At 29.7% G+C, this 23,367-nt stretch carries 16 protein-coding genes; all 16 read left to right on the plus strand.

The annotated features are described in order from the left end of the window. Positions 1 to 217: 217 nt before the first annotated feature. The 16 genes from PZA12_RS12320 to PZA12_RS12395 all read left to right on the plus strand — a co-directional run bounded on the left by PZA12_RS12320 (position 218) and on the right by PZA12_RS12395 (position 23,365). Positions 218 to 1,198, plus strand: coding sequence for a substrate-binding domain-containing protein (locus PZA12_RS12320; protein WP_103699082.1), 981 nt, complete (start codon positions 218 to 220; stop codon positions 1,196 to 1,198). Continuing rightward, a complete protein-coding gene (locus tag PZA12_RS12325; RefSeq protein ID WP_078115635.1) occupies positions 1,188 to 2,684 on the plus strand; it encodes a sensor histidine kinase in 1,497 nt (498 codons plus the stop codon). Before PZA12_RS12320 ends, PZA12_RS12325 begins: the two co-directional genes overlap by 11 nt. Continuing rightward, the gene (locus tag PZA12_RS12330) at positions 2,662 to 4,002 is read left to right on the plus strand and encodes a response regulator transcription factor (protein ID WP_078115634.1); all 1,341 of its coding nucleotides are present in this window, start codon (positions 2,662 to 2,664) and stop codon (positions 4,000 to 4,002) included. The genes PZA12_RS12325 and PZA12_RS12330 overlap by 23 nt, the downstream gene beginning before the upstream one ends. A 292-nt stretch (positions 4,003 to 4,294) precedes the next feature. Then, positions 4,295 to 5,374 carry a D-xylose ABC transporter substrate-binding protein gene (xylF, locus tag PZA12_RS12335; protein WP_077869840.1) on the plus strand — a complete coding sequence of 360 codons (1,080 nt, stop codon included), beginning with the start codon at positions 4,295 to 4,297 and terminating at the stop codon, positions 5,372 to 5,374. Positions 5,375 to 5,438: 64 nt separating this feature from the next. Beyond that, entirely contained in the window at positions 5,439 to 7,016 is a 1,578-nt protein-coding gene (locus PZA12_RS12340) for a xylose ABC transporter ATP-binding protein (protein WP_077844718.1), read from the plus strand. A 1-nt stretch (position 7,017) separates the two neighbouring features. Beyond that, the gene (locus PZA12_RS12345; RefSeq protein ID WP_077844719.1) at positions 7,018 to 8,187 is read left to right on the plus strand and encodes a sugar ABC transporter permease; all 1,170 of its coding nucleotides are present in this window, start codon (positions 7,018 to 7,020) and stop codon (positions 8,185 to 8,187) included. Between the two features lie 537 nt (positions 8,188 to 8,724). Continuing rightward, positions 8,725 to 10,050 (plus strand): xylose isomerase, encoded by a 1,326-nt coding sequence (gene xylA / locus PZA12_RS12350; RefSeq protein WP_103699081.1) that lies wholly within the window; start codon positions 8,725 to 8,727, stop codon positions 10,048 to 10,050. A 447-nt stretch (positions 10,051 to 10,497) separates the two neighbouring features. Continuing rightward, complete coding sequence (gene xylB, locus PZA12_RS12355; protein ID WP_103699080.1) at positions 10,498 to 12,000, plus strand: xylulokinase; 1,503 nt, start codon at positions 10,498 to 10,500, stop codon at positions 11,998 to 12,000. 190 nt (positions 12,001 to 12,190) lie between these two features. Next, positions 12,191 to 13,339 carry an ROK family transcriptional regulator gene (locus tag PZA12_RS12360; RefSeq protein WP_103699079.1) on the plus strand — a complete coding sequence of 383 codons (1,149 nt, stop codon included), beginning with the start codon at positions 12,191 to 12,193 and terminating at the stop codon, positions 13,337 to 13,339. Positions 13,340 to 13,686: 347 nt separating this feature from the next. Beyond that, positions 13,687 to 14,334 carry a fructose-6-phosphate aldolase gene (gene fsa / locus PZA12_RS12365; protein ID WP_206491015.1) on the plus strand — a complete coding sequence of 216 codons (648 nt, stop codon included), beginning with the start codon at positions 13,687 to 13,689 and terminating at the stop codon, positions 14,332 to 14,334. Between the two features lie 725 nt (positions 14,335 to 15,059). Next, complete coding sequence (tkt, locus tag PZA12_RS12370) at positions 15,060 to 17,051, plus strand: transketolase (RefSeq protein WP_338481385.1); 1,992 nt, start codon at positions 15,060 to 15,062, stop codon at positions 17,049 to 17,051. A 327-nt stretch (positions 17,052 to 17,378) separates the two neighbouring features. Continuing rightward, on the plus strand, positions 17,379 to 18,002 hold the full coding sequence (locus tag PZA12_RS12375) for a DUF4867 family protein (protein WP_065418842.1): 624 nt from the start codon (positions 17,379 to 17,381) through the stop codon (positions 18,000 to 18,002). A 290-nt stretch (positions 18,003 to 18,292) separates the two neighbouring features. After that, entirely contained in the window at positions 18,293 to 19,765 is a 1,473-nt protein-coding gene (locus PZA12_RS12380) for an L-fucose/L-arabinose isomerase family protein (protein ID WP_026886141.1), read from the plus strand. A gap of 716 nt (positions 19,766 to 20,481) precedes the next feature. Next, positions 20,482 to 21,150, plus strand: a complete 669-nt coding sequence (locus tag PZA12_RS12385) for a GntR family transcriptional regulator (protein WP_077843762.1) — start codon at positions 20,482 to 20,484, stop codon at positions 21,148 to 21,150. A gap of 167 nt (positions 21,151 to 21,317) precedes the next feature. Then, on the plus strand, positions 21,318 to 22,103 hold the full coding sequence (locus PZA12_RS12390) for a transporter substrate-binding domain-containing protein (protein ID WP_103698756.1): 786 nt from the start codon (positions 21,318 to 21,320) through the stop codon (positions 22,101 to 22,103). A gap of 479 nt (positions 22,104 to 22,582) precedes the next feature. Continuing rightward, positions 22,583 to 23,365 carry a transporter substrate-binding domain-containing protein gene (locus PZA12_RS12395; protein WP_103698757.1) on the plus strand — a complete coding sequence of 261 codons (783 nt, stop codon included), beginning with the start codon at positions 22,583 to 22,585 and terminating at the stop codon, positions 23,363 to 23,365. Positions 23,366 to 23,367 lie beyond the last annotated feature (2 nt).

Raw genomic sequence — 23,367 nt, forward strand, 5'->3', positions numbered from 1 at the left:
GCAATAAAAGATTTGAAAATTTACTAAAGAAACCATTTTATAATTTTAATAAACGTTTATTTATGATATTGTTATTTTATCTCTTATGAAAAGCTATACAAAAATATATTGACTTAGAAAAAGAACAAATATAGAATAACATTATTAAAGGACATTTTAAAAGTGGTTTTATAATATTATTTATTTCATTAATTTTATTAAAAAGGAGATCTTAGTAATGAAATTCTTAAAGAGCGTTTTGGTCATTATACTTATTGCTCTTTTTTTAGGGAGTAATTTATATTTTATTAATTTATTAAGAGACAAGAAAGTAGAAAAAGAACCGATAAAACCTAAAATAGTGTTGATTTCACATATAAAGACTAATCCATATTGGCTTGATATAAAGGCTGGCGCGGAAAGAGCGGCTAAAGAAAGAGGTGCAGTGGTTGAATTTTTAGGACCTACAACTGCAAGCACTGAAGATGGGCTAAAACTTTTTGATATGGCTACATCAGCTAAGGTGAGTGGCATAATAACATATGTTCAAGAAGAAGGACAATATAAAAAGAAAATCAATAGCGCAATGGAAAAGGGTATTCCAGTAGTCACAATAGATTCAGATGAAGAAGATAGCAATAGAATAGCATATGTTGGCACAGATAATGTTTTGGCTGGACAAGTTGCCGGGAAGGAAATGGTCAAGCAAATAGGAACGGCTGGAAATGTAGCAATAGTAATGGGAGGAAAAAACGTAAAGAATCAGAAAGAAAGGGTAGAAGGCTTTACAGAATATATAAAATCGAATTCGAACTTGAAAATTGTAGATACAGATTCATCGGATGCAATGCTTCTTGAGGCAGAAATTATAACAAGAAAAATATTAAATAGAAATGATAACGTAAATGCTTTATTTTGTACCTCGGCTCTTGACGGGATAGGAGCTGCAAGAGCAGTAAAAGATTTAAATTATAAAGATAGGGTAAAAATTATATGTTTTGATGATTTGGATGATACTTTAAGCAATATTAGAAATGGATTAGTTTCAGCAACAATAGTGCAGAAAAGTAATGAAATGGGTTATAGGGCAGTTAATATTATTATGGACAAAATTGAAGGAAAATCAAATAAGTTTTCAAAATCACTAATCGATGTAAATGTAATTAATAAGAGCAATGTAGATAGCTATAAGCGAGGAGATGATAAAGTTGAAAACTAAAAGCTTAAATAGTAAATTTATAATGTTTGTTATATGCTTAATTATTCCTATATGTATATGCAATATTATATCACTGGCGATGAGCAAAAAAATTGAGGACGGGTATGTTAATATGCTTAACAATATGCTCATTACTAATGAAATTAAGCAGCATGTTGACAGCTCTTTAGATAATTTTAATCAATATATATTGAATGGAACTCCAAGTAAGAAAGAAAGCTATAATAATGAGGTGATTCTTGCAAAACAAAAAATTGGCAGGCTTAAGAAAAATTCTGATGATGTAAATCAATATATTTTAAGAGATCTAGATAATACTTTAGATTCTTATATAGAAAGTTCTAAAAATACAATATCTGCTTATGAAAATAAGGAGGGATACATTTTTTACTATGATGATTTTGTAGCGGCCAAGAATATTGCATCATATTGTGATGCATATGCATCGACTTTAATGCAAAATTTCCTAGAGGCTAATAGCATAGCATATAAAGAACTAAATAGAAATAGCAGCGTAATATATATAGGACTAGCTACATATCTTATATTAATTTTAGCTTTATGTGTAGTTTATGCATTAACATTTATAAGACATATATCTGAGGGATTAAAGGGTATGGTTGAAATATCAAACAAAGTATCAAAAGGTCAATTTGAATATTATGAAGGTAACAAAACTGACATTTATGAGTTAGATATTCTAACAAAAACATTTAATACTATGATTACAGATATAAAAAATCTTATTAGCTCGCTTAATGGGAAGATCGTATTAGAAAAAAAGTTAAAAGAGGAGGAGATGAAAAATCTAAAATATGAAAATGCTTTAAAAGAATTTGATTTAAAGGTATTACAGTCTCAAATAAACCCACATTTCTTATTTAATACCCTAAATTGCATAAATGCGACAGCAATAATGGAAAATGCGATAACTACAAGTAAATTAATTAAATCAGTATCTAATATTTTAAGATATTCTTTAAGAAGTATGAGTACAAATGCACTATTGGAAGATGAAATAAATATTGTAAAGGATTATATTTATATTCAGGAATGCAGGTTTGATGATAGGGTAAAATTTAATCTGAGTACAAATATGGATATGAAAAAAGTTAAAGTTCCCGGAATGACAATACAACCATTAGTAGAAAATGCATTTATACATGGGATTGAAGGGAAAGAAGATGGTGGATATATAAATATATATATTGATGAGGAAAATGGTGAGTGTAATGTTTTAATTGAAGATAATGGTGTTGGAATTTCTAAAGAAGTTTTGGATAAGATTAATAATTATAATTACGATGCAAAACATACAGGGCATACAACAGGCCTTGGAATAAATATAGTGGAAAAGAGGCTTAGATATTTATATAACAAGAATAATATGTTTAAAGTAGAAAGTGAAGAAGGCAAAGGGACTAAAGTTTATTTGAAAATACCTATAATGGGGGATGAGAATAATGATGAAAATATTAATTGCTGATGATGAAAAGTATGATAGGGAGACAGTTAAACATATAATAAAAGAGAATTTTTTAGGAGAGTTAGAAATATACGAAGCCAAAAATGGGAGAGAAGCAATTGAACTATCTGAAAGCATCAGACCAGATATAGTTATTATTGATATAAAAATGCCAGGAATTGATGGAATACAGGCATTGAAAGAAATGACAGCAACTTTACCAAATTTATATAGCATAATTTTGACAGCATATGATTATTTTGATTTTGCATTGGAAGCCGTAAAAATAAATGTGAAAGAATATCTTCTAAAGCCATTTACCAAGGAGGAGATTTTAGAAAAAATTGCTGTGGGAATTAAATGGGTGAAAAAAGAACAAGAGAAAAGAAAAAGTGAAATTGAAGATAAAGAGAAAATATATACTTTATTGCCTGTGCTTGAAAATCAATTAAGTGATCTAATAATCAATGATAAACTTAAAGGCGTTGATTATGGAATGTATCTGCAATGTTTAGATATGAGTTTTTTGAATAGCTATGCAATGGTTATTTCAATAAAAGATAAGTATGCGTATAAAGATATTAGCAGAGTAGAAAGAGATCAAATTAGGATTAAGATAGGAGAATATGTTAAGGAATATATTAATAGAAGATATAAATGCATAGGAAATTATGTATTTTATGAAGAATTAACGTATTTTATACAAATAGATAATGAAGAAACTGAAGATTTTAAAAGTTTAGAAATTGATCTTGCATTTAATTTGAGAAGAGAAATAAAAAAGAGATTTAATATTTCAATAAGAGCAGGTCTTGGAGAAATATTTGATTCAGTAGAGCAAATAGTGGAATCTTATAGACAAGCTATGAAATGTTTAGTATACAACTCAGACAATGTAAATATTATTTATATTGATGACATAGAAGGAAAATTGATGAATGATAGTTTTTCAGGTGGAATATCAGGAGATACAAAGTTAGGTAAAAATAAAAATTCAAACAAAATAAAGATGAAACTATTTGAAAGTGTAAAACAATTTATTAGAGAAAATATTGAAACAGAGTTAGAGTTAGAGAAGGTAGCAAATAATTTTGGATTAAGTGTCTATTATTTTAGCAGGACATTTAAAGAAGTGACAGGCATTAATTTTTCGGAATATGTAAATAAATGCAGAATAGATGTTGCAAAGGAATTACTTTCAACTGGAGAAATGAATGTGAAAGAGGTTTGTTACAAAGTAGGATATAATGATCCTAATTATTTCAGCAAAGTATTTAAGAAATATGAAGGAGTTAGTCCTGCAAATTTTAAAGGAAATATGGAAGAAAAGATTTTTTGAAATTAATTAGTGAAAGATATGTTACTTATTATTCAGGAATTTTTTAATTTATAAAAAGCAATATATTACCAATAACATATCACAGTAATAAAAAAATCCAGACTATTTCTTATATTTAGAGATTAGTCTGGATTTTCTTTATGTTTTGAATTATTTACTAGTAAAAATTTGCTGTAAAAAGATAGCAATATAAGATTATAAATTAGCAAACTAGTCTATTTGAAACGTTTACTACAGCGTATATAATTAAGACTGTAAAAGAGATCTATATTAAAAAAAAGGGGAGAAAAAGATGAAATCTAAAAAAATGATTAAATTATTGGGTTTGGCACTAAGTGGGGTACTAATATTTTCAGCATTGACAGGATGTGGAGCAAAAAAAGATGCACAAACATCTAGCAATGGAAATAAGAAAATAAAAATTGGTGTAAGTATGGACGACCTAAGACTTGAAAGATGGCAGCACGATAAGGAAATCTTTGAAGAAGAAGCTAAGAAACTTGGAGCAGATGTTGTTTTCCAATCTGCAAATGGGGATGATCCAACACAAATGTCACAAGCAGAGAATCTTATATCTCAAGGGGTAGATGTCTTAGTTGTAATACCACATAACGGTGAATCAATAGCACCAATTGTGGAAGAAGCTCACCAAAATAAAATAAAAGTATTGGCTTACGATAGATTGATTACAAATAGTGACTTAGATTACTATGTATCTTTTGATAATGTAAAGGTTGGAGAATTACAAGCTAAAGCTATCGTGGATAAAACTCCAAAAGGAAATTATTTCATGATGGGAGGATCTCCAACAGACAATAATGCAAAATTATTTAGACAAGGACAAATGAACATAATAAAACCTTATGTAGATAAGGGAGATATAAAACTAGTAGGTGATCAATGGGTAAAAGATTGGTCAGCAGAAGAAGCATTAAAGATAATGGAAAATGCTTTAACAGCAAATAATAACAAAATTGATGCTGTAGTTGCATCAAATGATAGTACAGCAGGTGGTGCTATCCAAGCATTACAAGCACAAAGCTTAGCAGGAAAAATCACAATATCTGGACAAGATGCAGATTTAGCTGGTTGCCAAAGAGTTGTTGAAGGAACTCAAACAATGACAATATACAAACCAATAAAAGATATTGCTGCTAAAGCAGCTGAAATGGCTGTAAAGATGGCTAAAGGTGAAGATGTTGAAACAGGTGGTACTGTAACTAACAATGGTAAAAAAGATGTCCCTTCAGTATTACTTACTCCAATAGCAGTTACAGCAGATAACATGAAAGATACTGTAATTAAAGATGGTTTCCAAAAGTTTGATGATGTATATAAAAATGTACCAGAAGATAAAAGACCAAGCAAATAAATAAGAATATTGGAGTCTGAAGATATTATTTCAGGCTCCAATATAGAAAGGAGATAAGCATTTCATGAGTGAGTATATTTTAGAAATGAGAGATATAGTCAAAGAATTCTTTGGAGTAAAGGCATTAGATGGAGTAACTTTAAAAGTTAAAAAAGGAGAAATCCATGCTCTTTGTGGTGAAAATGGAGCGGGAAAATCCACACTGATGAAAGTTTTGAGCGGAGAGCATCCTGCTGGGTCTTACTCTGGAAAAATAATTTTTGAAGGAAAAGAATTAAATCAGACAAGTATAAAAGATTCTGAAAGCGTTGGTATTGCAATTATTCATCAGGAATTAGCACTTATAAAACAATTATCTATAGCAGAAAATATTTTTTTAGGAAATGAAATTGGCGCACGTGGACTAGTAAATTTTAGTGAACAGTTAAATAAGACAAATGAATTATTAAATAGGGTTAAGCTGAATGTTAATCCGCTTACTAGAGCGGGGGATCTTGGAATTGGACATCAGCAATTAGTTGAAATTGCAAAAGCTCTATCTAAAAATGCAAAACTATTGATTCTTGACGAACCTTCTGCCTCTTTAAGCGAAGGTGAAGTAGAAGTGTTAATGGGAATATTAGATGATTTAAGAAGAGATGGAGTAACATGTATTTATATTTCTCACAAACTTAATGAGGTTACAAGAATATGTGACAATGTTACTGTAATTAGAGATGGCTCAACAATAGGACAAGTTCCTATTAGTGAGATAGATCAAGATAAGCTAGTACAAATGATGGTTGGAAGAGAAATGAAAAATCTATTTCCTAGAGAAGAACATAAAATAGGCGAAGAATTTTTTGAGATAAAGAATTTTAACGTTTTAGATCCATTTAATAAGAACATAAAAAGAGTAAAAAATGCGAGTTTTACCTTAAGACGTGGGGAGATACTTGGAATTTCAGGCTTAGTAGGTTCAGGTAGAACAGAAATGGTTGCAAGCATATATGGAAGTTTCCAAGGTCAAAAGAGCGGTGAAATATATTTTGAGGGTAAAAAAATTGACATAAAAAATCCAAATGATGCTTTAAGCAAAGGAATAGCTATGGTTCCAGAGGATAGAAAAAAAGATGGAATAATTGCGGGTATGAGTGTAGCTAAAAATATGACAATGAGTAATTTAGTGAAATATAAAAGGCCATTAAACGTAATAGATAAAGATAAGGAAATGATGGATGTTTTAAAATTTATTGATGAAATAAAAATAAAGACTGCATCAACTGAATTAGCAATAAAAAATCTAAGTGGTGGAAATCAACAAAAAGTAATACTAGCAAAAAATCTTCTTGCTGAACCTAAAATATTAATATTAGATGAACCTACTAGAGGAATTGATGTTGGAGCTAAGTATGAAATTTATAAGTTAATATTTAAGCTAGCTAAACAAGGAATATCTATAATAATGGTTTCATCAGAACTTCCAGAAGTACTTGGAATTAGTGATAGGGTTCTAGTAATGAATGAAGGGGAAATAAAGGCAAGTCTTGAGAATAATGGGTTAACTCAGGAAATGATTATGAATTATTCTGTAGGAAAGAAAAATGAAGAAGTTAGTGAGAGTTATAGCGAAGAAACTAAAACTTCTGTAGGAGGAATATAAGATGCAATTAAGTAAAAGTACAAGTTCAGAAAAAGAAAAGAAATTAGGTTTAGGCGTTATATTTAAATCTAAGATGGCAGCAATATTAATAGCAACAGCAGCAATATGGGTTTTGTTCACGTTTTTAACAGATGGAAATTTTTTAACAACAAGAAATTTATCAAATTTATTTAGACAAATGTCAATTACTGGTGTACTTGCAATAGGTATGGTTTTTGTAATCATTTTAGGTGAGATAGATCTTTCGGCAGGATCAACTTTAGGTTTACTTGGAGGAATTGCAGCGATATTAAATGTTTGGTTTGGTTTTTCAGCTATCCCAACAGTAGTAATAACATTAATACTTGGAGTTATTATGGGAGCTTGGAATGGATATTGGATAGCATTTAGAAATGTTCCATCATTTATAGTTACTTTAGCAAGTATGCTTGTTTTTAGAGGTGTATTAATAGGAATTACAGGTGGTAATACTGTTGCACCATTAACAGCAGATTTCAAAGCTATAGGACAAGCATATTTACCAACAGTTGTAGGTTATATATTAGTAGTGATAGCAATTGTAGGTTCAGCATATTTAATATTAGGAAATAGAAAAAATAAGATTAAATATAATATTGAAGTTAGACCAATGGCTTTAGATGTACTTACAATAGTAGGAATTGGTGTTATATCATTAGTGCTAGTACTAATTCTTAATGACTATCAAGGATTTCCTATACCAGTTTTCATAATGCTACTTTTAGCTTTAATCCTAGCATTTGTAGGAACAAAGACTATATTTGGTAGAAGAATATATGGAATTGGTGGAAATAGAGATGCAGCAAGATTATCAGGTATAAACGTAAAGAAACATATTATTGTTATATATTCAGTACTTGGATTACTTTGTGCAGTTGCCGGAATATTACTTACAACAAGATTAAATGCAGGATCAGTTTCAGCAGGTCAAAACGCAGAAATGGATGCAATTGCATCATGCGTTATTGGAGGAGCAAGTTTAGCAGGTGGTAGTGGTACAGTTGCTGGAGCATTAGTTGGTGCACTTGTAATGGCTAGTATAGATAACGGTATGAGTATGATGAATACCCCAACATTCTGGCAATACATCGTTAAAGGTTTAATATTACTAATAGCAGTATGGATGGATATATCATCTAAAAACAAGAAATAATTCTTTGAAAATGATTATATACTCTTAATTAAAACTTTATATAAATTAGTGACGACAAATCATTTGAATAACAGCAGGCTATAATTAATATTGTCTGCTGTTATCTGTATATATGGTATATTAATTCTATATTTTGTTTAACATAAAAAGGTATGAAACATACATAATTATCATGAATTATTTTATTAAAAAATTACATAAAAATGTACTCAGAAAACTATTGACTATATAAAAAAAAGAAAGTAATATAAGCTTATAAAACAACATTTAAAAAGTTATTTCAAAATATATTTTAAGTAGTAAATATCAAAAGAATAAGTGCTTTGACTTGCTTAAATAATTATTTTGATTAAAGTTTATTATACAAAATAAAATTCAGAATATTCATTAAAATCAAACAACTTTGATTTATATATAAGGGCTAGTTATTACTAACGTTGCCTTTTATAAATAGATAGATAAATGGCTTAGTAAATTATTACGCTATTTACTAGGAATAATTTATATTCAATATAGAAAAAATGAGGAGGGTATCATATGAGAGAATACTTTGAAAATGTTTCAAAAATAAATTACGAGGGGGCAAATTCTAAAAATCCATATTCATTTAAATATTATAATCCAGACGAAATTATTGGGGATAAAGCAATGAAAGAACATCTAAGATTTGCTTTATCTTATTGGCACACATTAACAGCTACTGGAGCAGATCCATTTGGTGTAGGGACTATGATTCGTCCATGGGATAGCGAAACAAATGAAATGGATTTGGCTAAAGCAAGAATGGAAGCAGCATTTGAATTAATGGATAAGCTAAACATAGAATATTTTTGCTTCCATGATAGAGATATAGCACCAGAAGGAAAAACATTACAAGAAACTAATAAAAATTTAGATGAGATAGTTGAGTTGTGTAAAAGTTTAATGAAAAAGTATAATAAGAAACTTTTATGGGGAACAGCAAACTGTTTTACTAATCCAAGGTATGTTCATGGTGCAGGTACTAGCTGCAATGCGGATGTATTTGCTTATGCAGCAGCACAAATTAAAAAAGCAATTGAAATAACAAAAGAATTAAATGGAGAAAACTATGTTTTTTGGGGTGGACGTGAAGGATATGAAACTCTATTAAACACAGATATGGGCTTAGAATTAGACAACTTTGCTAGATTACTTCAAATGGCTGTTGATTATGCAAAAGAAATAGGATTTACAGGACAATTTTTAATAGAGCCAAAGCCAAAGGAACCAACAAAGCACCAATATGATTTTGATACAGCAACAGTTTTAGGATTCCTTAAAAATTATAACCTAGATAAGTATTTTAAAGTTAACATCGAAGCAAATCATGCTACTTTGGCACAACACACATTCCAACATGAACTTCATTTTGCAAGAATCAATAATTTCTTAGGAAGCATAGATGCTAACCAAGGAGATCCGTTACTTGGATGGGATACAGATCAGTTCCCAACAAATATATATGATGCTACATTAGCTATGTATGAAATCCTTAAAAATGGAGGACTTGCACCAGGTGGTGTTAACTTTGATTCTAAAGTTAGAAGAGCATCATTTGAAAAAGAAGATTTATTCCTGGCTTATATAGCTGGAATGGATACATTTGCTAAAGGATTGAGAGTAGCTTATAAACTTTTAGAAAATGGTGATTTAGAAGACTTTATAAAAGAAAAATATTCAAGCTTTACACAGGGAATCGGTAAAGAAATTGTTGAAGGAAAAGTTGGTTTTAAAGAATTAGAAGCATATGCGTTAAACAACAACCCTATAATAAATAAATCTGGAAGACAAGAGTTGTTAGAATCTATAGTTAATCAATATATATTTGAGGATCATAAATAAATAATATGTAATCTAGATTTATTCATCTCACCAAAATAAGAAGCATGCTTTTATTCCGACTTGTGTGGGATTTTATGGATGATTCTAAGATTAGAAGTTGTACCCAAAGGCAAGCTCTAAGTAGATACATTTGAAATAACTTCTAACTTGTAAATTTATAGTTAAAAGGACTTCTTGTAATATTTTTTAGTATTATTGTTGCAAGAAGTTTCTTTTTATTTAGGACTCTATTTGGGTAGATATTTTCTAATAAGTGCAACTTCCTAAATACAAAAAATAACTAGTAAAATAAAAAATGAAAATGTATTCAAAAAACTATTGACCGCAAAGAAAAAGGGAAGTATAATAAACTTATTAAAATACATTTAAAAAGTTATTTAAAAAATCGAGTAAAAAGTTTGTAATTATGTTAATTTAGAAAAGATATATAACTTAGGAGGTTTATTAATGAGATATTTATTAGGATTGGATATTGGAACATCAGGAACAAAGACAGCTCTTTTTGATGAAAATGGAACTACAATAAAAACTGCAACTTATGGATATGATTTATTCCAACCACAAGTAGGATGGGCAGAACAAGATCCAGAAGATTGGTGGCAGGCATGTGTAAAAGGAATAAAAGATGTTATTGAAAAAAGTGGTGTACAAGCTTCTGATATTAAAGGTATTGGATTAAGTGGCCAAATGCATGGGCTTGTTATGGTAGATAAAGATCTTAATGTAATTAGAAATTCTATAATCTGGTGTGATCAAAGAACAGAAAAAGAATGTGATTACATGACAGAAGTAATCGGAAAAGAAAGACTAATTAAGATCACTGGTAATCCTGCATTAACTGGATTTACTCTTTCAAAATTATTGTGGGTTAGAAATAATGAACCAGAAAACTATAATAAAATTTACAAAATACTTCTTCCAAAAGATTATATTAGACTTAAATTGACTAATGTTTTTGCAACAGAAGTTTCAGATGCTAGTGGTATGCAAATGTTAGATATAAATACTAGAAATTGGAGCGAAGAATTACTTAATGAGTTAAATATAGATAAAAACATATTAGCAGATGTTTATGAATCAGTAGTTGTTAGTGGAAAGGTTACAGAGGAAGTTGCAAAATTAACAAACTTAGCAGTAGATACACCAGTTGTTGGTGGTGCTGGAGACCAAGCAGCAGGAGCAATAGGAAATGGAATAGTAAGAGAAGGAATAATATCAACAACAATAGGTACTTCAGGAGTAGTATTTGCAGCAACTGATACACCTAGATTTGATAAAGAAGGAAGAGTTCATACTTTGTGTCATGCAGTACCAGGTAAGTGGCATATAATGGGTGTTACTCAAGGAGCTGGTTTATCATTGAACTGGTTTAAAAGAACATTCTGCGCTAAAGAAGTTGAAGAAAGCGAAAAATTAGGAAGAGATATCTATGATTTATTAACTGAAAAAGCAGCAAAATCAAAACCTGGTTCTAATGGTATTGTTTACTTACCATATCTTATGGGAGAAAGAACACCTCATATAGACCCTAATGTAAAAGGTGCATTTTTAGGAGTATCACTAATAAATAACCATGATGATTTTGTACGTAGTATATTAGAAGGTGTTAGCTTTAGTTTGAAAAACTGCCTTGATTTAATCGAAGACATGAATGTAAACATTGATGAGATAAGAGTAAGTGGCGGTGGAGCAGAAAGTGCTGTATGGAGACAAATATTAGCTGATATTTTCCAATATTCATTAACTACAGTTAAAGCATCTGAAGGTGGTGCACTTGGGGTTGCAATATTAGCAGGGGTTGGAGCAGGAATCTATGATTCTGTAGAAGATGCTTGTGATAGAATAGTAAAAGGAAACAAGAAAGTTTCTCCAAATGAAGAATTAAGAGAAGTATACTCAAAAGTATATGAAACATATAATTCAGCTTATCCAAGAATAAAAGATATTTAAATTATATTAAAGATAGAAATCCATCATCTTAGTTAATTAATTATAGAATTAATTAAGGGTGTGTAGTAGTATCGAATTTTAGCAAAAAAATTATATAGTTTTTTAAATACTTTAACAAAAATAATAATAGTGATATTATTTAAGAAAAAGCTACTATTACTGATAATAGTCGAGAGGAGTATTTTAAAGTTTGATAGAAGTAAATCACAGTAAAATAAAAGAAACTAACAGAAAAAAGATAATAGCATTATTATTAAAGAAAAATGAGATCACCAAATTAGATATATCTAGATTATTAGATATAAGTATAACAACAGTTTCTACAAATATTACAGAATTGAAAAGCGAAGGTATTGTAGAAGATGTAAGGTCTTTGGAATCTACAGGAGGAAGAAAAGCAATTGCTATTAAGTTGAATGAAAACTGTAGATATTCAATTGGAGTGGCACTAACACCGAATCATATAAAGATATCATTAGTAAATATAAAGAAAAACGTTATTGAAAGTATGCGAGTTAGACATAATAATGATGGAATAGAGAACATAGTAAATTTACTTAATGAAAATATAGATTTGTTAATGAAGAAATATAATTTATGTTCAGCAAATTTATTAGGAATAGGGATTTCATTACCTGGAACTGTAGATTTTAAAGAAGGCATAATAAAGTATTCATATTTGTTAGGAGCTAAAGATTTCAATTTAAAGGAAAAGTTCGAATACTTAGACATTCCAGTATATGTAGATAATGAAGCAAATTTATCTGCTTACTACGAGTTTTTAAATAAAAGAGATATACTAAGAAATCTATTATACGTATCAATAACAGAGGGGTTAGGCCTCGGTATAATAATAAATGGAAAAATTTACAGAGGTGACAATAACTCATCAGGTGAATTAGGTCATACTAAGATAGCAATTGATGGGAAAAAGTGTAAGTGTGGAGCTAGAGGCTGCTTAGAAGCATATGCGTCTATGAATTCTCTGATTGATGATTATAACGAAGCTAATAGTTCAAATATTAGTGACATTGATGAATTTGAAGAAAGATATAATCAAAATGATAAAGATGCTCATGATGTATTAAATGATTATTTAAAAACATTATCTTTAGGCTTATCGAATTTGGTTATGATATTTGATCCTAGCAGCATAGTAATAGGTGGAGATATAAATAACTTACTTAATGATAAGATAGATATGCTAAAAAAAGATGTTTATAAAGATAATTTATTTACAAATGAAAATAATTGCAGTATAAGTATTGCAAGCTTTAAAGAATCTTATCTACTAGGAGCTGCTATGATGCCTATAGAAGAATTCTTAGAAATTAAATAATGGAGTGGTGAAGGCTACTCTATTATTTAAAAAACTTATTAAATAAATTTTAAAAATATATTTTTAAAGTTATGTGAGCATAGCTATATTAAGGGGAGTCTTAATCTTTGATTGGAACTCCAGATTAAGACAAGCCTTTTATATAAAACTAAATATCTATTTATTTCATATTAGATTTATGTTTTTGATTTTTGATTGGAACTCCGAATTAAGAGCAAATTTCTTATGTGTTACTAAATAAATATTTACATAAAGGTAAGTCTTAAATAAGAAATTAAGATTTCTTATTTGAGATAACCTTATATATTAAATGATTTTCAATTAAACAAAGAGGAGATGTTAATAAAATGAGATTTTTCTTAGACACAGCAAATGTGGAACACATTAAAGAAGCAAATGAAATGGGAGTAATATGTGGTGTAACAACAAATCCATCATTAATAGCAAAAGAAGGAAGAGACTTTAATGAAGTTATTAAAGAAATAACAGAAATAGTTGATGGACCAATAAGTGGAGAAGTTGTAAGTGAAGATGCTGAAGGAATGATAAAAGAAGGAAGAGAAATTGCAGCAATTCATAAGAATATGATAGTAAAGATTCCAATGACAGCTGAAGGATTAAAGGCAACTAAAGTATTAGCTAGTGAAGGAATTAAAACAAATGTAACATTAATATTCTCAGCAACACAAGCTTTACTTGCAGCAAATGCAGGAGCAACATATGTAAGCCCATTCCTTGGAAGAGTAGATGACATCTCAATGATAGGTATGGATTTAGTTAGAGATATGGCAGAAATATTTGCAGTTCATGGAATAGAAACAGAAATAATTGCAGCAAGCGTAAGAAATCCAATTCATGTAATAGAAGCAGCAAAAGCAGGTGCAGATATATCAACAGTACCTTATAGCTTAGTAATGCAAATGTTAAAACACCCATTAACAGATCAAGGATTAGAAAGATTCAAAGCAGATTGGGCAGCAGCATTTGGAAAATAAATTGCCGAAGTAAGGAACAAGCTTTTGTTCCGGTTTCTAAGAAATTTTAACGGGTGCTTCTAAGATTATAAGTTGTACCCAAAATGCTAGTCTCAAAAACAAGTGCTCACAGAGAAAGTTCGAGAACCCAAATATAAAATTTGGACTCTCACTTTTTGAACAAGCATTTTGGAACAACTTATAATCAAGAAGCACAACCGTCAAAATTTCTAATGAAACACTTCACAAAACATGTTCCTTACTTCTAGCATAGATATTTTTCAAAGTATAGTAATAATATAAAGATTAATATCTATGGGATACATTTTAAAAATACAAGAGTAATTTGGAGCTATGATGGATAGATTCTGAAATTAGGAAAGCATAAATGTTTATGGATAAATATTTTGATACAATGCTTTCGCAAAAGTATGACTATCATTTATGATTCATTCATGTTCCAAATGACAGAGATAAAAATATATATTCTTAAGAATATAAGAATACAAGAATATAAGAAGTTAAGAATAAAAGAATATAGGAATTTAAGAATTTAACAATATAAGAATTTATAAATGAAAACATAAAACAATTTAAAAAGGTGTAGTAAAATAGGTGCCTTTTGAAAAGTGAATTAAGGATAGCTAAGATTATTTCAGGTTTGAAATGAATGCGAAGCGCAGCATGGGACTTAATTAGCACAACTAAGAAATTATAAAAAATATGTCTAGGAAATGAGGATAAAGATGAGTAGAGAATTAGATAAATTATCTATTAATGCAATAAGAGTATTATCAGCAGATGCTATTGAAAAATCAAAATCAGGACATCCAGGTTTACCGCTTGGATCGGCTACAATGGCTTATACATTATGGACAAAGATGAATCATAATGGAAAGAACCCTGAATGGGATAACAGAGATAGATTTGTATTATCAGCAGGACATGGTTCAATGCTTGAATATTCATTGCTACATTTATTTGGATATGGACTTACAGTTGAAGATATTAAAAACTTTAGACAATTCGGAAGTTTAACACCAGGACATCCAGAGTATGGCCATACAAAAGGTGTTGAAATAACAACAGGACCACTTGGACAAGGGATTTGTAATGCAGTAGGTTTTGCTATAGCAGAAGCACATCTTGCAGAAAAATTCAATAAACCAGATTATAGCGTAGTTGATCACTATACATATGCTATAGTTGGAGATGGATGCCTTATGGAAGGTATCTCAGGAGAAGCGTCATCTCTTGCTGGAACTTTAGGTCTTGGAAAATTAGTTGTATTATATGATTCAAATAATATTTCAATTGAAGGAAATACAGACATAGCATTTAGAGAAGATGTAGCTAAGAGATACGAAGCTTATGGATGGCAAGTACTAAAAGTAGCAGATGGAAATGATATAGATACTATAGAAAAAGCAATAGAAGCAGCTAAAGCAGAAACAGCAAAGCCATCTATTATAATAGTTAAAAACCAAATTGGTTTTGGATGTCCAGCAAAACAAGGAAAAGCTTCAGCACATGGTGAACCTTTAGGAGCAGACAATGTAACTGCTATGAAGGAAAACTTAGGATGGAAGACTGAGCCTGCATTCTACGTACCAGACGAAGTGTACACAAATATGAATGAACACATAGCAAAAGGTGAAAAGACTGAAGAAGCTTGGAATGAGTTATTCAAAGCATATGCAAAAGCTTATCCAGAACTTGCAGCAGAATATACTAAATGGATGAGTGGAGAACTTGATAAAGAAGCTTTATTAAACAACGAAGAACTTTGGAGCTTTGATAAAGAAATGGCTACAAGAGAATCTTCAGGAATAATGATAAATAGATTGGCTAAACTAATTCCAAACTTTATTGGAGGATCAGCAGATTTAGCTCCATCTAACAAAACTCATATGAACGATAGAGGAGATTTCTCAGCAGAAGATAGAATTGGATCAAACCTTCACTTTGGAGTTAGAGAACATGCTATGGCAGCTATCGCTAACGGAATGTATGCTCATGGAGGACTTAAAGTATTCTGTGCAACATTCTTTGTATTCAGTGATTACATGAAGGGTGCTATGAGATTATCAGCTCTTATGAATCTTCCAGTAGCTTATGTATTAACACATGATAGTATTGGAGTAGGGGAAGATGGTCCAACTCATGAACCAATAGAACAATTAGCAGCTCTTAGAAGTATGCCAAACATGACAGTATTTAGACCTGCAGACTCAAAAGAAACTGCAGCAGCTTGGTACTATGCTGTGACTAATGGAACTACTCCAACATCGTTAGTGTTAACAAGACAAAAGTTACCACTATATGATGGATGTCCTAAGAGAGCATTAAAGGGTGGATATATACTAAAAGATTCTAAGAAAGAAACTCCAGATGTACTTTTAATGGCATCAGGTTCAGAAGTAGAATTAATCTATAAAGCAGCAGCTGAGTTAGAATCTAAAGGAATAGATGCAAGAGTTATAAGTATGCCATCATTTGAATTATTTGATGCTCAAGATGAAGCTTATAAAGAATCAGTTATGCCAAATAAAGTTCGTGCTAGAGTTGCAGTAGAAGCATTAACAAGCTTTGGATGGCACAAATATGTAGGTCTTGATGGAGATGTTATATCTTTAGATACTTTTGGAGCATCAGGTAAAGCTGAAATCCTATTCGAGAAATTTGGATTCACTGTTGAAAATGTTGTTGAAAAGGCTATTAGTGTAGCAAAGAAATAGAAGTTACAGTAATTAAATCTACGATTATAGTAGAGAAAATTTAGCGATTATAGTAAAACTTTGGAAAAATAGATTTAACCTTAAAATATTAATAAATATAGCGAAACAGATATAAAAAGATTTGGATTAAAAGTGTGTAAATTAATTAATCTATAAATATATTAAAGCCAATTTATTCATTATTATAAAAGTTAAAATTATTAAAAGATATGTATAAAGATGTGTGAAAAGATTAGTGTGAAATTATGTAACTACAATAATAAATTATTGGTTAGAAATATATTTATAGATTTTTAATAAATGTATATTTAAGAAAGGGAGATTAATATGATTATTAAAAATGTTAATGATAAAGAGTTTAAAAAGTATGGACAAGTACTAAAAAACTATGATTGTACAGAAATAATCGAAAAAATGAAAAGTACACCACTACCAGAAGATGTAATATATGAACCATCAATTAAGGAACTTGAAGAATTAGCTATAGCTAAAGAGTTACAAGATAGAGAATATGGAGAATTACCAATACAAATAGGATACTGTAATGGTAACAACTATATGTTAAATGCAGTAGAATATCATCGTTCATCTGAGATTAATATCGCAGCAACTGATCTTATATTACTTATAGGAAGTCAACAAGATATTGAAGACGATTACTCATATGATACATCTAAAATTGAAGCTTTCAAAGTTCCAGCTGGAACTGCAATTGAAGTATATGCAACTACTCTTCATTATGCACCTTGTAATGTAAATGAAGAAGGTTTTAGATGCGTTGTAGTTCTACCAAGGGATACAAATTTACCTTTAGAAAACAAGGTTGAAAAAAGTGGAGAAGATGCATTATTATTTGCTAGAAATAAATGGCTAATTGGTCACAAGGATACAGATTTAGGTGAACAAGGAGCATTTATAGGGTTAGTTGGAGAAAATATCTCAATAAAATAGATTATAAATAGAAATTAAAATCCATAATTTTGTTTTGAATCTAAGCAGACATATGGACTCTATGATTTAAATATGTTTGCTTATTATATAAATCAGCAAAGAAATATAGCTGATATTTACTTGATAATAATAAATTTAAATAAACTATAAGAAGACTTAATAAGCATAAAAATTATTAAATAAACTATAAGAATAAGCTATAAGAATAAACTATAAGAAATAAGAAAGACATTATAAATTAAATAATTAAATGAAATGAAAAGATCAGAGTAAAATGGAGGAATTAGACAATGAATAATATACCACAAGTAAAATTAGGAATTGTTGCAGTAAGCAGAGATTGTTTCCCAATGGAATTATCAGCAAATAGAAGAAAAGCAGTAGTAGAAGCTTTTAATGGAGAAATTTTTGAATGTCAAACAACTGTTGAAAATGAAAAAGATATGAGAAAAGCTTTAGCTGAAGTTAAAGAAGCTGGAGTAAACGCATTAGTTGTATATTTAGGAAACTTTGGTCCTGAAACTTCAGAAACTTTACTAGCTAAAGAATTTGATGGACCAGTTATGTTTGCAGCTGCTTCAGAAGAAAGCGGAGATAATTTAATAGGCGGACGTGGAGATGCATATTGTGGAATGTTAAATGCTAGCTACAATTTAGCTTTAAGAAACATTAAGGCATACATTCCAGAATATCCAGTAGGAACAGCACCAGAAGTTGCAGGAATGATTTCTGAATTTGTACCAGTTGCTACTGCATTATTAGGATTAAAGAACTTAAAGATAATTTCTTTTGGTCCAAGACCTCAAGATTTCTTAGCTTGTAATGCACCAATTAAGCAATTATACAATTTAGGTGTTGAAATAGAAGAAAATTCAGAACTAGATTTATTTGCTGCATTTAATGCTCATAAAGATGATCCAAGAATTCCAGATGTTATAGCTAGCATGGAAAAAGAATTAGGTGAAGGAAATAAAATGCCTGGTATCTTACCAAAGCTTGCTCAATATGAAATTACATTATTAGACTGGATGGAAGAACATAAAGGTTCAAGAGAATACATCGTATTTGCAAATAAATGCTGGCCTTCATTCCAAACACAATTTGGATTTGTACCATGTTATGTAAATAGCCGTTTAACAGCTATGGGAATCCCAGTATCATGCGAAGTTGATATTTATGGTGCATTAAGTGAATACATCGGAACTTGCATAAGCCAAGATGTTGTAACATTACTTGATATAAACAATACAGTTCCAGCTGATATGTACGAATCAGAAATTAAAGGTAAATTTAACTATTCATTAAATGATACATTTATGGCATTCCACTGTGGTAATACAGCAGCTTGTAAATTAACATGTGGAACAATGAAAAACCAAATGATTATGGCAAGAGCCCTTGAACCAAATCAAGAACCAAATATAACTAGAGGAACACTTGAAGGAGACATAGTACCAGGAGATATTACATTCTTCAGATTACAAAGTAATGCAGATGCAGAACTTACAGCTTATGTAGCAGAAGGTGAAGTATTACCAGTTGCAACTCGTTCATTTGGAGCTATAGGAGTATTTGCAATTCCTGAAATGGGAAGATTCTATCGTCACGTATTAGTAGAAGGCAGATATCCTCATCATGGAGCAGTTGCATTTGGACACTTTGGAAAAGCTGTTTACAACTTATTTAGATATTTAGGTGTTAAAGAAGTTGGATTCAATCAACCAAAAGGTATGCTTTACAAAACTGAAAATCCATTTGCATAGTTTAAAATTTATGCAATAATCCACCGAAAGAAGAAACATTGTTATTTCACAGGACTATGAAAATTTCGCTGAAAGTGCTAAATTGCAGGTTGCACCACTAATGCTTGCTCCCAATTTCATTGTGACAAGCGTTAATGGAACAAACTACAATTAAGAACTTTTAACAGCTCATTTTCAATGCCTGTTGCATAAAAATGTTTCTACTTTCTAGTTGGGATATATTTCATAGTGTAGATTTAACTTATAATTGGTCTGCTTATAGGGTTCCGTATTGATAATACATATTTAGTTTTTCAATTTCTTAAATAACAGTGATATTGAATTTTCACAAGTTTGAATATTATTATGGAAACCTGTATAGATTATAGTTGGGTTATCTATAGAGAGAAAATGTTTAGTATATAATTAATTCTGTTTATATAAAGATATAGGCTGAAAGTATAATATTTATAGCTTTCAGCTTTTATTTTATGTATTTTTTTAGAACGCACATAAAGGGGACTTTAGATTTGTTTGTTATTAATTGTTAAATTCTTAATATATGAATAAGTTTTGTGTTAGATATAAAAAAATATCAATAAAATATTGACAAATGGTAGTGTTAAAGATATAATTAGACATAGATAAAGCAATGGAGCATTTATTTTATATAGGTGTTTTGTTGCTTTTTTTTATTTATTATTGCTGATATATCAGTGGGATTTCAATGAATTTCAGTGAAAGGAGAGATAAATCTGTGTCAAGCTGAAAAGTCGTATGCTAAAGAAATATATAAGCAAATTAAGTTAGATATTTTGAACCAAAGAATAAAGGATGGCGATTTTCTTACATTATCAGAACTGGCAGATAAGTACAATGTGAGTAAAACACCTGTAAGAGATGCGCTAGGAGCCTTAGAAATTCAAGGATATCTTAAATCTTTACCTAGAAAAGGTTATTTAGTAAAACCTATAACACAGAAAAATATAAGAGAATCTTTTCAAATGAGATTTATTTTTGAAAAAGTAGCTGTAAGTTTAGCAGTTAAACTGGCTAGTGATTCGGAATTGCAAAATATAATGCAATTAGCTGAGAAATTTCCAGAAGTCTCGCAGGAAAATGAGATTACACGGTTTAATGAGTTAAACGATATGTTTCATATGTCCATTATAAAGGCAACTCACAATTCTCTTCTAATTGAAATGTGTGAAGGAGTTATGGAAAATTTATCACGGATACTAATGACAGACAGCAAACATTTAGAGTTTGTGAATGAAAAAGAAGAACATATAAATATAGCAAGAGCGCTGATTCAGAGAGATAGTAAAATGGCAGAAAAACTTATAACGGAGCATCTTATGCATCTGGAATCAAGAGTAAATACTAATGAAAGTATTATAGTATAAGAAGTAAAATTTAGGGTAAGCTTTCAGTTAGAAGAAGAGTTTTGCTTTTTGAATGTAAAGGTATGATAAGAACTTCTATATTTAAAAGAATGTGTAAAAATTTTAACTTATTATAAAAATAAGAATTATTAATAAAGATTTTTTAAATTAATTAAGGGGGAAAAAAAATGAACAAAAAATCGTTAGTAGGAATTGTACTAGCATCAGTTATGACAGTAGGTATAATGGCAGGTTGTGGGTCATCAAAAAATGATTCAGCAAAAAGTGGTGATGGAAACAAGAAATATGTAATTGCATGTGATGCTAAATATGCACCATTCTCTTTTGAGGAAAATGGAAAATATAAAGGGATAGATGTAGAGCTTTTAGATGCAATTGCAAAGGAAGAGAAATTTGAATATGATTTAAAGCCAATGGACTTTAATGGAATTATTCCTGGACTTACATCTAATCAATTAGATGGTGCTATTGCAGGGATGAGTATTACAGATGAAAGAAAACAATCTTTAGATTTCTCAGATGGATATTTTGTTTCAGGGCTATCATTAGTTGTTAATAAAGATAACACTGATATAAAAGGTGCAGATGATATAAAAGGTAAAAATGCATCACTTAAAAAAGGTACAGCAGGAGCAAAATTTGCTGAAGATAATGAATCAAAATATGGATTGAAGCTAAACTATTTTGATGATTCTCCATCAATGTTCCAAGCTGTTGAAAATAAGAATTGCGATTTCTTATTAGAAGATTATCCTGTTATTGCATATAAAATTAAGGTTGATCCTGATTCAAAGTTAAAAATTGCAGGAGATAAGCTAACAAATGTTGACTATGGATTTGCAGTTAAAAAAGGTGAAAATGCAGACTTATTAAAGAAATTCAATGAAGGTTTGAAAAAATTAAAAGAAAATGGGCAATATGACAAGATCGTTGATCAATATATTGCTAAATAAATAGTAGATAGAATATGAACTACTAATGATTAAAATAAGCTATGAGTTTATTTTAAAATAAAAAGCTATGAACTTAGGAAACGATGTTTCTAATTTATAGCTTTTTCCTATTAAAATTGAATTTGAAACTGAAATAAAAACTTAATTCATAAAATAAGTATTAAATATGAAAAATGAAGGAGAATGCATCACTTGATTCATAATTAGGAATACATAGCTTTTATAAAATCTTTGCTTTGAAACAGTAAATATTGCCTATAAACGCGCATATATATTAGGTATAACTATTTTATTATATGTCTTGTTATATTTATACATATACTTAATGCATTGACAGTTTTTGAATTAAACTATATAATAAGTTTCATAATGAAGTGAAAAATCATTTGGGATTTATTGTGTGGAATAGTTTTTCCAGAGTGCAATAAATTAGATTTTTTAATTAAAATTAAATAAATATTGCAAAGGGGCAAGGAAAAATGAACAAAAGATCATTATTAAGTATTTTATTAGCATCAGTAATGTCTATAGGGCTAATGACTGGATGCGGTGCATCAAAGAGTGATACAGGATCAGGTGAAGGAAATAAAAAATATGTGATTGCATGTGATGCAAAATTTGCACCATTCTCTTTCGAAGATAATGGAAAATATAAAGGAATAGATGTAGAACTTTTAGATGCAATCTCAAAAGAAGAAAATTTTGAATATGAATTAAAACCAATGGATTTTAACGGAATAATTCCAGGGCTTACAGCTAATCAATTGGATGGAGCAATAGCAGCTATTACTATAACTGATGAAAGAAAACAAACATTAGATTTTTCAGATGGATATTTTGTATCAGGATTATCAATAGTTACAAATAAGGATAACACTTCAATTAATGGAGTTAATGATTTAAATGGAAAAAGTGCTTCAATAAAAAAGGGAACAGCAGGAGCAAAGTTTGCTGAAGATAATGAAGCTAAGTACGGATTAAAGTTAAATTATTTTGAGGATTCTCCTTCAATGTTCCAAGCTGTTGAGAATGGAAATACTGATTTCTTGATGGAAGACTACCCAGTTATTGCATACAAGATTAAAGTAGACAGTGGAGCAAAATTAAAAATTGTTGGAGATAAATTAGATGCTGTAAATTATGGATTTGCAGTTAAAAAAGGTGAAAATCAAGATCTATTAAAGAAATTTAATGAAGGATTGAAGAAATTAAAAGATAATGGAAAGTATGACCAAATTGTTGGTCAATATATAGGAAAATAGTA

The organism is Clostridium beijerinckii (assembly GCF_036699995.1).
Lineage (GTDB): Bacteria > Bacillota > Clostridia > Clostridiales > Clostridiaceae > Clostridium > Clostridium helianthi.